The following is a 14277-nucleotide window of genomic DNA, read 5'->3' as shown; positions in this document are numbered from 1 at the left end:
ACCTATGCTTACACTATTCATCATTTCAATTGCAGTATTTATTTATATGATTTATGTACTGCTCAAACCAGAAAAATTCTAGAAAATGAACACAGAATTTATCGGCATTATTGCCACATTCTTTATTACCGTAGCAATAGCTATCCCGCTTGGAAAATATCTGGCTAAGGTTTTCGCGGGCGAGAAAGTTTGGACAGACTTTCTAAAACCAATCGAGACTTTAATTTATAAACTTTCTGGCATCAATGTAAAAGAACAAATGGATTGGAAGAAACATCTTAAAGTGCTTCTTCTCATTAATAGTATATGGATCATTTATGGTTTTTTTATCCTCTTGTATCAGGATAAGTTGCCTTTCAATCCAGATGGAAATCCTGGGATGCCTGCTGATCTTGCTTTTAACACCATCATCAGCTTTGTAGCTAATTGCAATCTCCAACATTATTCAGGAGAAACCGGAGTGAGTTATCTTACCCAGCAATTTGTGCTCATGTTCTTGCAATTTGTAAGTGCAGCAACTGGCATTGCAGCTGCAATAGTTCTTTTCAAAGCATTTCGAGAAAAAACGGCAACCAATCTTGGAAATTTCTGGGAATTCTTCGTCAGGTCAATTACTAGGTTGCTATTGCCGCTCTCTGTGGTTGTTGCACTTATTTTAACTTTCAATGGCACACCAGCCAGTTATGAAGGAAAAGATCAGTTTATTTCGCTTCAAGGTGATACCATAAATGTTTCCCGTGGACCTGCTGCTCAAATGATTGCCATTAAGCATTTGGGTACAAATGGTGGAGGTTATTTTGGAGCTAACTCTTCGCATCCATTTGAAAATCCAAATTACCTAACCAATATGGTCGAGATGATTGCACAGACGATTATCCCAATGGCCATGGTTATCTGTTTTGGTTATTTCATTAGGAGAAAAAAATTAGGTTATACCATTTTTGGCGTTATGACCATCGGAATGCTATTATTAATGATACCCACCCTCCACTCGGAACTTGGGGGCAATCCACAACTAGCAAAGATGGGTATCGCTCAGCATACTGGTGCAATGGAAGGAAAGGAAGTGAGATTTGGACCAGCAGCAACCGCCTATTGGAGTACCCTTACCACTGTAATTTCTACAGGCTCGGTAAATGGAATGCACGACAGTACCATGCCATTAACAGGTCTTTGGCAATTGCTCGGGATGATGGTGAATGGATTTTATGGGGGTTGTGGGGTTGGAATCCTGAACTATTTTATTTACCTCATTATCGCCGTTTTTATTTCCGGATTGATGGTTGGACGAACTCCAGAATTCCTTGGTCACAAAGTTGAGGCTAGAGAAGTGAAGATTGCCTCTATTATTACCCTACTCAGCCCGTTTTTAATCTTGGCGGGGACGGCAATTTCTACCTATGTTTTTACCGCCCATGGTGATGTAGCATGGTCAACAGAGCCTAAGGCATGGTTAAACAATCCAAGTTTCCACGGTTTCTCAGAAATGCTGTACGAAGTTACCTCTTCAAACGCCAATAACGGATCTGGGTTTGAAGGATTGAGTGATAACAACGCCTTCTGGAACGTACTTACAGGGATTATTATTTTCTTGGGAAGGTTCTTACCAATAATTGGTCCAGTTGCAATTGCTGGTTTACTTGCTAAAAAGAAATTTATTCCTGAATCTGCTGGAACACTAAAAACTGATACCAAAACTTTTGCGCTGATGACCTTTGCCGTAATTATGGTACTAAATGCGCTTTCGTATTTCCCCGCACTAGCTTTAGGTCCTATAGCCGAATATTTTACAATGCTTAAATAGAAAATAATGAAATCCAATACTAAACTTTTCGAGCCCTCATTAGTAAAAACCTCAATAATTCAAGCTTTTCTTAAGCTAGATCCAAGGGTGATGATCAAAAATCCAGTCATGTTTACAGTAGAAATTGGCACTCTGATTATGGCCTATGTCACCATTTACTCACTTGGTCATACTATTGAAGGTTCACCAATCTATAATTCTATCATTTTCCTTGTCCTTTTGCTTACTGTCTTGTTCGCAAATTTTGCAGAGGCAATTGCCGAGGCAAGGGGCAAGGCACAAGCCGATAGTTTAAGAAGAACAAGAGAAGAAACACCCGCTAAAGTATTAATGGAAAACGGAAGTTTCGAGGTCCGTTCCTCTAATTTCCTTAAAAAAGGAGATGTATTTATTTGTGAAACGGGAGATCTAATCGCAACCGATGGTGAGATTATCGAAGGTATTGCCACCATAGATGAATCTGCCATAACTGGAGAATCTGCTCCCGTGATTAGGGAGGCTGGTGGTGATAAATCATCCGTTACAGGCGGTACAAAAGTGCTTTCGGATGAAATTAAGGTTAAGGTTACAACAGAACCTGGAGAGAGTTTCTTGGACAAAATGATAGCCTTAGTAGAAGGTGCATCCCGTCAGAAAACACCAAATGAAATCGCATTGACAATTTTACTTGCGAGTTTTACACTAGTATTTATCATCGTATGTGTTACGCTAAAGCCATTTGCTGATTATGCAAATACTCCAATCACGATAGCAGCTTTAATCTCATTATTCGTATGCCTTATCCCTACCACAATTGGAGGTTTGCTTTCTGCCATCGGTATCGCTGGAATGGACAGGGCACTACGTGCAAATGTGATCACCAAATCGGGCAAGGCAGTTGAAACTGCTGGTGATATCGATGTATTACTATTGGATAAAACGGGCACTATTACCATCGGAAATAGGAAGGCAACTAACTTTTATCCAACAGCCGGCACAGAGATGAAAAAGTTTGTAGATGCGTGCGTATTGAGTTCTCTTGCCGACGAAACTCCAGAGGGAAAATCAATCATCGAACTAGCCAGAGTTGATGAAAAAGCAATTCTTCCAATCGTACCCACTGGTTCTGAATTTATCACTTTTACTGCCGAAACCCGTTCAAGTGGCATAAATACACCAAATGGCAGAAGAATTAGAAAGGGAGCCTTTGATTCAATTAGAAATTTTGTGCAAGAAGCCGGGCATATTTTTCCATCAGATATTGAAGAAAAGGTAAAACACATTGCATCTAATGGTGGAACACCTTTGGTAGTTTCGGAAAACGAGCATGCCTTGGGTGTGATTGAACTGCAAGATATTATTAAACCAGGCATTAGTGAACGTTTTGAACGCTTGAGAAAGATGGGCGTAAAAACGGTAATGGTTACTGGCGATAATCCATTAACTGCAAAATATATTGCCGAAAAAGCTGGCGTAGATGACTTCATTGCAGAGGCCAAACCCGAAGACAAAATGAACTATATCAAAGACGAACAAGCTTTGGGTAAATTAGTTGCCATGATGGGTGATGGCACGAATGATGCTCCCGCCCTTGCGCAAGCAGATGTTGGCGTAGCAATGAACAGCGGAACCCAAGCTGCTAAAGAAGCTGGCAACATGGTTGATCTGGACAATGATCCTACCAAATTGATCGAAATTGTTGAAATCGGGAAACAGCTTTTAATCACACGTGGTACACTCACCACATTTTCTATCGCCAATGATGTAGCTAAATATTTTGCTATTGTTCCAGCACTTTTTATTACTTCAATTCCGGCATTAAAGGGCTTAAATATTATGGGATTGCATAGCCCTGAAAGTGCTATACTTTCTGCGGTTATTTTTAATGCAATCATTATTCCTATACTCATTCCTCTGGCATTAAAAGGTGTTGCCTACAAAGCAATCGGCGCATCTGCATTGCTTAGAAGAAACCTATTTATTTATGGAATAGGAGGAGTTGTAGCTCCGTTTATCGGAATTAAATTAATCGATCTTGCCGTTTCTCTATTTGTTTAAATCTTAAATCATAATTATCATAAAATATGAAAAAATACATAATCCAGTCAATTAGACTATCTCTAGTACTTCTTGTATTGTTGTGCATTATTTACCCTATCAGCATTGCTATCGCCGCAAAACTTAGTAATGGAAATGGCGGGGGAGAAAAAATCTATAAAAATGGCAAAGTTGTTGGCTATGCGTTGCTTGGACAATCATTTCCGCAGCCGCAATATTTCTTAGGCAGGCCATCTGCTATTGGCTATAATGCTGCAGGTTCTGGGGGTTCGAATAAAGGACCATCTAATCCTGATTATTTGGCGGTTATTTCCGCTAGGATTGATACGGTACTTAAATATAACCCATCTCTGAAAAGAAAAGATATTCCAGCAGATCTAGTTACCGCATCGGGTAGTGGCTTAGACCCTGATATCTCTGAACAAGCAGCCATTATTCAAATTAAAAGGATTGCAGCTTACAGAAAGATCGATGAAAGGAAGATTGCAGAACTTGTAGTGAAATATACAGATAGACCTCTACTTGGAATACTTGGTCCGAAAAGGGTGAATGTGCTGAAGTTAAATTTGGCACTTGATGAACTAAAATAAATAAGGAGAAAGACATAGGATGAGAATACTAATTTTAATTGCTATTGCTATTGGATTAGCAGTAACTGCAAATGCACAAGAGACTTCAAAAGTCAAATTTTCGGGATATGTTGAAACTTATTATGGTTTTGATTTCAACAAGCCAGCAAACAATAACCGACCAAGTTTTATTTATTCGCACAATAGGCACAATGAAGTTAACCTTAACCTAGGTTTCATCAAGGCCAACTACGAGAATGAGAAAGTAAGAGCCAATATTGCTCTCATGGCTGGTACCTATTCTAATGCTAACCTCGCCGCTGAACCTGGAGTATTGAAAAATATCTTCGAGGCTAATGGTGGGCTTAAATTAACCAATGCACAGAACCTTTGGATAGATGCTGGAATTTTTTCTTCCCATATTGGTTTGAGAGTGCCATAAGTAAAGACTGTTGGGTATTAACGCGAAATATTGCTTCGGAAAACACTCCTTACTATGAATCCGGAGTTAAGCTGAGCTATATAACCACAGATGGAAAACTAGCTGTTACAGTGCTATACTTGAACGGTTGGCAAAGAATTAATCGCCAAGATGGCAATAGCAAACCGGCTGGTGGACTACAGCTAGCCTACAAACCCTCTGCAAAGTTGACATTAAACTATAGTAACTATATTGGTTACGAAGGTATCAATGCTATTAGGGTTCAACGAATTTATCATAATTTCTATGCAGTTGCACAGCTAAGCGAAAGTTTTGGCCTTACTGCAGGTTTTGATTACGGAACTCAACAAAAAGTTAAAGGCTTAGCTACAAAAAATGAAATTTTATCACCTGTAGCAATTGCTCAATATAGATTTAATCCAAAATGGGCTGTTGCTGGAAGGGTAGAATATTACAAAGATAAAAATGGTATTTTTATAACTACTGGCACAGAAAATGGATTTCAAACCATGGGTTATTCAGTAAATCTTGATTATGCTCCTGTAAATAATGCAGTTTTAAGATTAGAGGGTAAAGTATACGATAGTCGTGACAAAATTTTTGTTCGAGAACTATCTCCAGTTAACCAAAATGCTTCCGTAACTGCAAGTTTTGCTATTAGTTTCTAACGCCTAAAGATGGAAAACAACGTGCAACAATTTCAGGATTTGGTGATTAAAAATCGTAGGGGAAAGCTGAAAATTTACATAGGCATGAGTGCTGGCGTTGGCAAAACCTATAGGATGTTACAAGATGCACATTCTTTATTGAAAAGTGGTGTAGATATACGGATTGGCTATATTGAAACGCACCTTCGTGAAGAGACACATGCGCTACTAAATGGACTCCCAATTATTGACAGAAAAAGGATTTTTTACAAGGGAAAGGAATTGGAAGAAATGGATGTGCAGGCCATAATAAATGCGCATCCTGAAATTGTAATTATAGATGAATTGGCTCATAGTAATGCTGATGGAAGTAAGAACGAGAAACGGTGGCAAGATGTATATGATATTTTGGAGGCAGGAATCAGTGTTATCTCTGCTGTAAATATTCAGCATTTGGAAAGCATAAATGAAGAAATTGAGCACATTACCGGTATTCAAGTCACAGAAAGAATTCCGGACAAAGTCTTAGAGATTGCAGATGAAATTGTAAACATCGACCTTACTTCAGATGAGCTTTTAAATCGTTTAAAAGATGGAAAAATTTATAAACAAGGGAAGATTCAGCAAGCGCTGAATAATTTCTTTAAGCCAGAGAAAATCTTACAGCTTCGAGAACTTGCATTGAAAGAAGTGTCCCATCAGGTAGAACGAAAGATAAACAAAGAGGTTCCCAAGCAAGTAAAATTGCGGTCGGAAAGATTTTTAGCTTGTATCTCTTCCAATAATCAAACTGCTAAAGTGGTAATTAGAAAAACAGCAAGACTGGCATCTTATTATCATTCCAGCTGGATTGTTTTATATGTACAGGGTAATAATGAAAAACCAGATATGATCAGGTTGGATAAGCAAAGGCATTTGCTCAACAACCTAAAACTTGCCACAGAACTTGGTGCTGAGGTCATCCGCGTAAAAAGCAATGAAATCACTAAAACCATACTTAATATTGCAGATGAAAAAGAAATTACTACAATTTGCATTGGAAAACCACATTTTAACCTGTTCCAACTTATTTTAAGCACAAATGTATTTAACCAATTACTTAAGGCAATGGCCAAAAAAGATACAGATTTGGTTATTTTATCTTAATTTCAATAGTCAATGAACATCAAAACAAAACTCCGCCTCGGCTTCGGCTTTTTATTTGTAATTGTTATTGCATTCGGTGCGATTTCACTTTACCATATTAATGAGATTTCCACAAAATCTAAAATCGTGCTTAAGGATAACTACAAATCATTGGTATATGTAAACCAAATGAGGGTCGAACTTGATAAGCAAAATGGAGTAATCAATGAAAAAAACAAGAATGCATTTGAAAAAATTCTTAAGGAAGAAGAAAATAATGTAACTGAGAAAGGTGAATTACAAGCTGTTTTGGCTTTGAGAAAAGCTTTTAGAGATTTAACTTTCAAAGGTATTTCAGCCAAAAATCAAAGTGATGCATTGAATAGTTTGCATTTACAGCTCAGAAAAATTGATGAACTAAATATGGATGCCATTGTGCAAAAAAATGATAAAGCGCAGATAGCAACAGATCGAGCGACAACATATCTAGGTATTACAGCTTTCGTGTGCTTCATTATCCTTTTTACTTTTATTGTCAACTTTCCAAGTTTCATCGCCAACCCACTTCGCGAATTGTTGGTTGGTATACGGGAGATCAGTAAAAAGAACTATAAACAACAACTTCATTTTAAAGGTCATGATGAGTTTAACGAACTAGCACTTGCTTTTAATAAAATGGCCAATGAACTCAGCAATTGGGATACTTCCAACTTAGGAGAAATAAAATCTGAAAAGCAGCGGATTGAGACTATCATTGAACAGATGCCAGATGCAATTATCGGTTTGGATGATAAAAGCGTAATCCTTTTTTGCAATAAAGTTGCCGGTGAATTATTGAACTTAGACCCTTCAAAAGTTATTGGGGCACATGCTCTTTTATTAGCAGAAAAGAACGAGTTGTTAAAGAGGATATTATCTGCCCCTGCAACAGATGAGCCTCTGAAAATTTATGCCAATGAAAAGGAATCTTATTTTTTGCTTGAAAATCGAGATATTATCATTCCAAATCTTGCAAATCAACATGATCAGGCATTAAAGCATAGTACAAAATCAGCAGGGACAGTATACATTTTAAAGAACATCACCAGATTTAAAGAACTTGATGAAGCCAAGACCAATTTTATTGCTACCGTTTCACATGAACTAAAAACGCCCCTATCATCTATCAAAATGAGCTTACAGTTATTGGATGATTCTAGAGTTGGTGGGATGAATGAAGAACAGCGCCAATTGGTAACTCACATTAAGGAAGATAGTGATCGGTTATTGAAGATTACCGGCGAATTATTAAACCTAGCTCAGGTAGAAACAGGAAATTTGCATTTGAATCTGGTAAAAACAGATCCATCAGAAATTGTAAAGTTTGCACTAGCTGCCGTTAATTTTCAGGCTCAGCAAAAAGAAATTAATCTTGAAGTGAACATAGCCGATAAGCTGCCAATGATTAATGCTGACGTTCAAAAGACAACATGGGTACTTGTAAATCTCCTTTCAAATGCTTTGCGTTATAGCTCAGCTAAATCAAAGATCCTAGTAGGAGTACACGAAAAAGATAGCTTTATAGAATTTTCGGTAAAGGATTTTGGTAAAGGAATAGAAGAACAATACCAGAAAAGATTATTTGACAGGTATTATCAGGTGCCTACCGATGGGCAGAATAAATCTGGAACCGGGCTTGGTTTAGCAATTTCCAAAGATTTTATTGAAGCAGAAAATGGAAGTATTAGTGTAGAAAGTGCATTGGGAGAAGGGAGTAGATTTAGTTTCAGCCTCCCTGCTATTACTTAATCTATATGCGCAAACATTATCCCTTTATTTAGTTATAACCTAAATTAATTTGTAATATACTTAGAGGAAATTAACAGTAATAATGTGCGATCAGCCTTGGCCTCGTCATAATTTTCCTTTAATAGCTGATTGATATGCTTGTTCTTTAGTTTTACTGCTGCCATCTGCAAGATCTGGAAAGATGCCATTTCAATGCTTTCGATGTTTTGAAGATAAAAGATAATGGAAAGGTCACGAAGTTCAGGTTCTCCATGCTGTTCCCTGATTGCCTCAAAGGCATCTTCAATTAAACCTGTAAGCCCATGAATGCTCCCTTTTGATACTTCCGCATCTAGTAGTGAATAGATGACTTCCATTCTAGCAATCTGCTTTTCTACATCATTAACGGTTTCACAAATTGCATTTTTAAGGTCTGCAAATTCCACTTCCTCTGCTAGACTTGGAAGTTTTGAAACCAAGTGAAGTTTTGCGCAATAAATGCGATCCAAATGTTTGATAAAAAATACCTTAAGTTTTGCCGACCCTAGTTTTATCTTTTTCCAGGACGATGATTTGTCGGGCTTTTCATTCATAGCAGCAAATTTAGCATGCTAATATAAGAATTCTTTTACTTTCGTAAGGAGATTATTGATTTCAAATGGCTTATTTATGTATCCATTTGCACCACAACCGTAGGCAAGCTCATGTACATCTGGTTCAGCAGAAACTAAAATAACGGGTATTTTTTCAAGTTCGAACTCCTTTTTGATTTCTGCACAAATCTGTGCGCCCGTTTTTTGAAATCCCTCTATCCTAACGTCTAATACGATGAGATCTGGATGTAATAGCTTAATGTGCTCCACCGTAGTCCCAGTTTGGTAAAGAATGGGTTCATACCCTTCCTCACAGAACAGGATATCCATTATCGAAAGTATATCTTCATCATCGTCTATTACCAGTATCCTTTTTGCCATAACTACTTTTAAACTAAGTACCGATATTAATTAAACATTATTTCTGTTACAGTAGTTCTGACACCTGAATTCCGTAAACTTCTTTAAACAATTTACTAAAATGACTTCTAGAGCTATAGCCAGCAATGTTGGAAATTTCTTTGATCGTTCTGTATTTCCCAGAAGCAATTGCTTCCCACGCCAATTGTAAACGAATAACGCGAACAAGCTTATTGGGTGTAATACCTAATATGCTATCCACCCTTCTAAAAAGTTGTCGTTGGCTTAGGGCTAATTCACCACTGATCAGATTTAGATTCAAGTCTGGCTTACCAACATATTTCCGAACGGCAGTTTCAAAGCTGTTGAGCCAGAACTGATCTGACTGTGAGGGCTCTTCATTGTTGCTCTTTAAATGACCAATATGTAATTGTGATAGTTTTGTAGAGGTTGTTGACTTATGATCGACCTTAAATCTTTTATGGTGATCCTCATTTATCATCTCCAAAATAGAAGAGATTCGATCGTATTCCTCTAGTTGCTTTCTATAAGTAATATTCTTTGCGATGGCAAATATTAAACTATCCCGCATGATTGGAACAGAAGTCCATGAAAGCCAAATAGTAGCACCATTCTTTGTGACATACCTGTTTTCAAAATTTAACAGAGAATCTCCCTTCGTCAATCTAAAAACTCGCTGACTAGTAATCTCTCTATCTTCTGGATGGATTAAAGAAATGATTGGTTCGGAAAACAACTCTTCTTCTGTATAGCCCAAGGTTTTGGATACAGCAGGGTTTATTTTCTTAAAATAACCATCAAATCCTGTGATACATAGCAGATCTGGAGTAATCTCAAAAAAGTATTCTAGATCAAAAACAGTATTAGAATTCAGCTTTTCCATGCACCATCATTATTCACAATCATATACCATTTAAATTATTTTGTCCGTTAAGAATAGGTTTAATACAAATCTTATTCAAATTGTTTTCAATTACTACATTATGAAGTAATTATGGCAAGTTTGAACATGTTTTAGGCAGTTCTGTGAACGCATCATCTACAATGTCGCTTTTTAAAATTTATGATTCGATAAGAAAGCGCACCTAATTTTGAGGGAAAAGCTAATTTTCGACCAGTTAGCCAGCGAGAAAATATCTCATTATTATTTAAATAACAATTCTTCAATAAGATTGTTCCAAAGTTCAAAATGTCTTCATAATTTAAAGGCATATTTACATTATGAAAATACTCATTATTGAGGACGAGGAAAGTTTGCAGCGCAGTTTGGATACCTATCTAACAGCAGAAGGTTATACCTGTAGCAATGCGAAGAACTATGATATCGCAAAACAGAAACTTGCCTTATATGAGTACGATTGTATTTTATTAGACCTTGGCTTACCAGGGGGCGAGGGCTTAGAACTTTTGCGATTTCTTAAGGAAAAAGACCGAACCGATGGTGTAATTATCATTTCTGCAAGAAATTCTTTAGATCAAAAAATTGAGGGGCTAAGTTTAGGCGCAGATGATTACTTGATTAAACCCTTCCATCTTTCAGAACTGAATGCTAGAATAGCATCGGTAATTAGAAGGAGAAGCTTTGAGGGTAAGGATCATTTTACGTTTAATGAGATTGATGTAGACCTAAAAGGCAAGCAGATTAAGGTGAAAGACCAAATTGTGTACTTTACAAAAAAAGAATTCGATTTGTTGCTTTATTTTATGACGAATAAAAACAAGGCAATATCAAAGGCTGCAGCTGTTGAACACATTTGGGGAGACGATGCGGACATGGCCGATAGCTTTGATTTTATTTATACCCACATTAAAAATATTAGGAAAAAGCTAATCGACGCTGGAAGCAACGATTATTTCCAATCTATTTACGGCGTAGGCTATAAATTTGTAGATCAATGAGATTACTGAGCAGATACAATAGGTCCTTACTGCTAATTAGCGGCTTAGGACTATTATTAATCAGTGGGCTTTTCTACTTTACCTTCAACTATTATCTGGATAGACAGATTGACCAAGATTTGGAAGAGGAAACACTTGAGGTGAGGAATTATGCAAAGAATAATGTTTTTTATAGGGCAAATGATTTTGAAGATCTTATTGTTCAGTACAAGCAGGTTGCCTCTTTGAATGGACAGCGTGAACTAGATGATACCTTATTCTACAATCCTATCAAAAAAATTAAGGAGTCTGGTCGTTATCTAAGTACCGATTTATCCATTAATGGCAAAAACTATAGAGTTTGGGTAATTGCTTCAAAATTTAATAGAAACGAACAAGTAAAAAGCATTTTTCTGATCATTGTGTTACCTGTCATTTTTTTGCTAGTTATAGTGCTCCTAATTAATGGTATTATGATGAAAAGGATGTGGTCGCCATTCCGAAAATTATTAGGTAATATCCAGAAATTCAATATTAATCATGAACATCCTTTCGAACCTATAAATACAACGATAACGGAGTTCAGTCAACTTAATGATGCTGTTCTTGAACTTGCAAAAAAGGTAAAGTCGGATTATAGTGAAGTTAAACTATTTACAGAAAATGCTTCTCATGAGATGATGACCCCATTAGCGGTAATCAACTCAAAGCTTGATACCATGTTACAGTTTAACTTATCGGCAGAAGAACAAAGCGAAATACTTGTAGACTTATATCGGGCGACGGCTAAGCTGACAAAGCTGAACCAATCATTGTTGCTCCTTGTTAAAATTGACAATAGCTTACCACAGCCAAATGAAGAAATTGACATTGAGCAATTGATAAATGATAGGTTAGAGTTTTTCCAAGAACTGATCACCAGTAGGAAACTTAATATCAACGCCCAACTAAAGCATGTTAAAGTTTTAGCCAATGCTAATCTCTTTGAAATATTGATTAACAACTTGTTGAGCAATGCGATAAGACATAATGTGGAGGGTGGAGCAATTAATATAAAGCTAAATCAGACAGAATTAATTGTTAGCAATACTGGTTCTGCTCAAGCACTTGATGAAAATCTGGTTTTTGAAAGATTTTATAAAGATCCTGCATCGGAAGGCACTGGCTTGGGTCTTGCCATCTTAAAACAGGTAGCTAGCAAGATGGGCTATCAACTTACCTACCGATTTATGGATAATCTACATCATTTCAAGGTAAGGTTCTCATCAGATAAGGAAAGCAAATAGAAATTTACCAGCTAAAACAATAAACTTCAAAATGTCTTCATAATTGTATTGCACCTTTGTTAGGTGATAAGCTAACTCTAAGAGCCAAACATTTGATTGTGACTGTTCTAATGTTCAGTTTGTCAATAGATTAAATATACTCCTAGCTATGAAATCGATATCAATTGCATTGTTCGCATTCTTATTTGTCCCTCAACTTTGGTCGAGCAATTTCCCTGAAACTCAAAAAAAGGCAAAAACTACACACCAGCTCATATTGGTTAACTTCTCTGGATCTGATTGGTGCGGGCCCTGCATTAGGCTAAGAGAAGAGATATTCGAATCAACTGTATTTGAAAAATATGCCTCTACAAACTTGTTGCTTGTGCGTGCAGATTTCCCACGACAAAAGAAGAACCAGCTCTCCAAAGAACAGGTAAAACTGAACGAATCCTTAGCAGAACAGTATAATAAAGACGGTCGCTTTCCTTTTACCCTCCTAGTGGATGAGAATGGCAAGGTGCTTAAAACCTGGGATGGTTATCCTGATGAAACACCAGAGCAATTCATATCAGATATTGTAAAAATATCTACCAAATGATTGCAGAAATGCACATACAATGTAAAAGGATAACCAAATTGATGGGAAATCGATTTGAGTTTACTGTTGTTGTACAAGATCAGGCTTTTGGTGAACACGCAATTGACCAGGCCATTACGGAAATTCAGCGCATTGAACAGCTACTTTCTACCTTCAGAGAAGATAGCCAAGCTAATCAAATCAATAAATATGCTGGGATAACGCCTGTTAAAGTTGATATGGAAGTTTTGGAGCTGATCGAGAGATCGAAAAGAATTTCTTCAATTACCGATGGTGCATTTGATATTTCATACGGGTCAATCGATAAAAGTCTATGGAACTTTGATGTAAATATGAATTCTTTACCAGATGCAGCGTTGGCTTTAAAATCAGTTGCACTTATCAACTTTAACTATGTAATTATCGATAGAGAGAACCAGACTGTGATGTTAAAGAATAGAGGTATGAGAATAGGTTTTGGCGGAATTGGAAAAGGATATGCGGCCGATAAAGCCAAACAATTACTCCAGAACTTAGGTATTGAAAGCGGTATTGTGAATGCTGCTGGAGACTTAGTAACGTGGGGACAACAACCAAATGGCTCTCCTTGGACAATCGGCATCGCAGATCCAGATCAAACCACTCGTCCGTTTTCTTCGCTAAATATCAGTAACATGGCGATTGCTACTTCTGGCAATTACGAAAAATTTATCATGATAGATGGTGTTAGGTATTCTCATACTATCGATCCAAAAACAGGACTTCCTGTTACTGGAATAAAAAGCGTAAGCATTATTTGCCCTAGTGCAGAATTGGCTGATGCATTAGCTACACCTGTAATGGTAATGGGAGTTAAAGTTGGACTAAACCTCATTAATCAACTCAAAAATGTTGCCTGCATTATTGTAGATGACGTTGATGATATATACACATCAAAAAACATTCATATTAAGAACTGATGAAAAATACGAGAGAAATAATTTTATATACATTACTAGGCTTGCTCGGAACAGGATTTCTAGCTTCATGTAGTTCGGTTAAAGCTTATCAAAAAAACAAAATCAACGATGCCGACATGGTGTTGTCGGCTAGAAAGGTACAGAAATTTGAACAGAGTTTTCAATTGTATCGTGAAGGTGCTTCAGGTGCCAACGGAGGAAAAAGTGGTGGTGGATGTGGCTGTAACTAA

The 14277-nt window shown here is 37.1% G+C and carries 14 protein-coding genes and 1 pseudogene; 12 read left to right on the top strand and 3 right to left on the bottom strand.

The genetic code is table 11. The annotated features are described in order from the left end of the window. Nucleotides 1–4: 4 nt before the first annotated feature. From kdpF to HQN85_RS07805, 7 genes and pseudogenes are all read left to right on the top strand, one after another. Nucleotides 5–82, top strand: coding sequence for a K(+)-transporting ATPase subunit F (gene kdpF, locus HQN85_RS15925; protein WP_173272533.1), 78 nt, complete (start codon nt 5–7; stop codon nt 80–82). Nucleotides 83–85: 3 nt separating this feature from the next. After that, complete coding sequence (gene kdpA, locus HQN85_RS07830) at nt 86–1804, top strand: potassium-transporting ATPase subunit KdpA (RefSeq protein WP_173270957.1); 1719 nt, start codon at nt 86–88, stop codon at nt 1802–1804. Nucleotides 1805–1810: 6 nt separating this feature from the next. Continuing rightward, nucleotides 1811–3841 carry a potassium-transporting ATPase subunit KdpB gene (gene kdpB / locus HQN85_RS07825; protein ID WP_173270955.1) on the top strand — a complete coding sequence of 677 codons (2031 nt, stop codon included), beginning with the start codon at nt 1811–1813 and terminating at the stop codon, nt 3839–3841. Nucleotides 3842–3867: 26 nt separating this feature from the next. Then, a complete protein-coding gene (gene kdpC / locus HQN85_RS07820) occupies nt 3868–4431 on the top strand; it encodes a potassium-transporting ATPase subunit KdpC (RefSeq protein WP_173270954.1) in 564 nt (187 codons plus the stop codon). A gap of 19 nt (nt 4432–4450) precedes the next feature. Beyond that, nucleotides 4451–5520: pseudogene (locus tag HQN85_RS07815) on the top strand (porin). Nucleotides 5521–5529: 9 nt separating this feature from the next. Further along, entirely contained in the window at nt 5530–6645 is a 1116-nt protein-coding gene (locus HQN85_RS07810; RefSeq protein ID WP_173270952.1) for a sensor protein KdpD, read from the top strand. 12 nt (nt 6646–6657) lie between these two features. Continuing rightward, nucleotides 6658–8412 (top strand): ATP-binding protein, encoded by a 1755-nt coding sequence (locus tag HQN85_RS07805; protein WP_173270950.1) that lies wholly within the window; start codon nt 6658–6660, stop codon nt 8410–8412. 44 nt (nt 8413–8456) lie between these two features. Here the strand turns inward: HQN85_RS07805 and HQN85_RS07800 are convergent, their stop codons facing one another. The 3 genes from HQN85_RS07800 to HQN85_RS07790 are packed head-to-tail and all read right to left on the bottom strand — an operon-like array spanning nt 8457 to nt 10248. Further along, on the bottom strand, nt 8457–8984 hold the full coding sequence (locus HQN85_RS07800; protein ID WP_173270948.1) for a DUF892 family protein: 528 nt from the start codon (nt 8982–8984) through the stop codon (nt 8457–8459). Nucleotides 8985–9002: 18 nt separating this feature from the next. Continuing rightward, nucleotides 9003–9365 carry a response regulator gene (locus tag HQN85_RS07795; protein WP_173270947.1) on the bottom strand — a complete coding sequence of 121 codons (363 nt, stop codon included), beginning with the start codon at nt 9363–9365 and terminating at the stop codon, nt 9003–9005. 46 nt (nt 9366–9411) lie between these two features. After that, the gene (locus tag HQN85_RS07790) at nt 9412–10248 is read right to left on the bottom strand and encodes a PAS domain S-box protein (protein ID WP_173270945.1); all 837 of its coding nucleotides are present in this window, start codon (nt 10246–10248) and stop codon (nt 9412–9414) included. 338 nt (nt 10249–10586) lie between these two features. Here HQN85_RS07790 and HQN85_RS07785 point away from each other — a divergent pair, with 338 nt between their 5' ends. The 5 genes from HQN85_RS07785 to HQN85_RS07765 all read left to right on the top strand — a co-directional run bounded on the left by HQN85_RS07785 (nt 10587) and on the right by HQN85_RS07765 (nt 14277). Continuing rightward, the gene (locus HQN85_RS07785; protein WP_173270943.1) at nt 10587–11264 is read left to right on the top strand and encodes a response regulator transcription factor; all 678 of its coding nucleotides are present in this window, start codon (nt 10587–10589) and stop codon (nt 11262–11264) included. Continuing rightward, on the top strand, nt 11261–12529 hold the full coding sequence (locus tag HQN85_RS07780; protein ID WP_216847249.1) for a sensor histidine kinase: 1269 nt from the start codon (nt 11261–11263) through the stop codon (nt 12527–12529). The genes HQN85_RS07785 and HQN85_RS07780 overlap by 4 nt, the downstream gene beginning before the upstream one ends. A 148-nt stretch (nt 12530–12677) precedes the next feature. Then, the gene (locus HQN85_RS07775) at nt 12678–13109 is read left to right on the top strand and encodes a thioredoxin family protein (RefSeq protein WP_173270942.1); all 432 of its coding nucleotides are present in this window, start codon (nt 12678–12680) and stop codon (nt 13107–13109) included. 41 nt (nt 13110–13150) lie between these two features. Then, nucleotides 13151–14047 carry an FAD:protein FMN transferase gene (locus HQN85_RS07770; RefSeq protein WP_246249688.1) on the top strand — a complete coding sequence of 299 codons (897 nt, stop codon included), beginning with the start codon at nt 13151–13153 and terminating at the stop codon, nt 14045–14047. Continuing rightward, nucleotides 14047–14277, top strand: coding sequence for a DUF4266 domain-containing protein (locus HQN85_RS07765; protein ID WP_173270938.1), 231 nt, complete (start codon nt 14047–14049; stop codon nt 14275–14277). The genes HQN85_RS07770 and HQN85_RS07765 overlap by 1 nt, the downstream gene beginning before the upstream one ends.

The organism is Pedobacter boryungensis (assembly GCF_013204825.1).
Classification (GTDB): Bacteria; Bacteroidota; Bacteroidia; order Sphingobacteriales; family Sphingobacteriaceae; genus Pedobacter; species Pedobacter boryungensis.
This window is presented reverse-complemented; position numbering and strand designations above follow the sequence as displayed.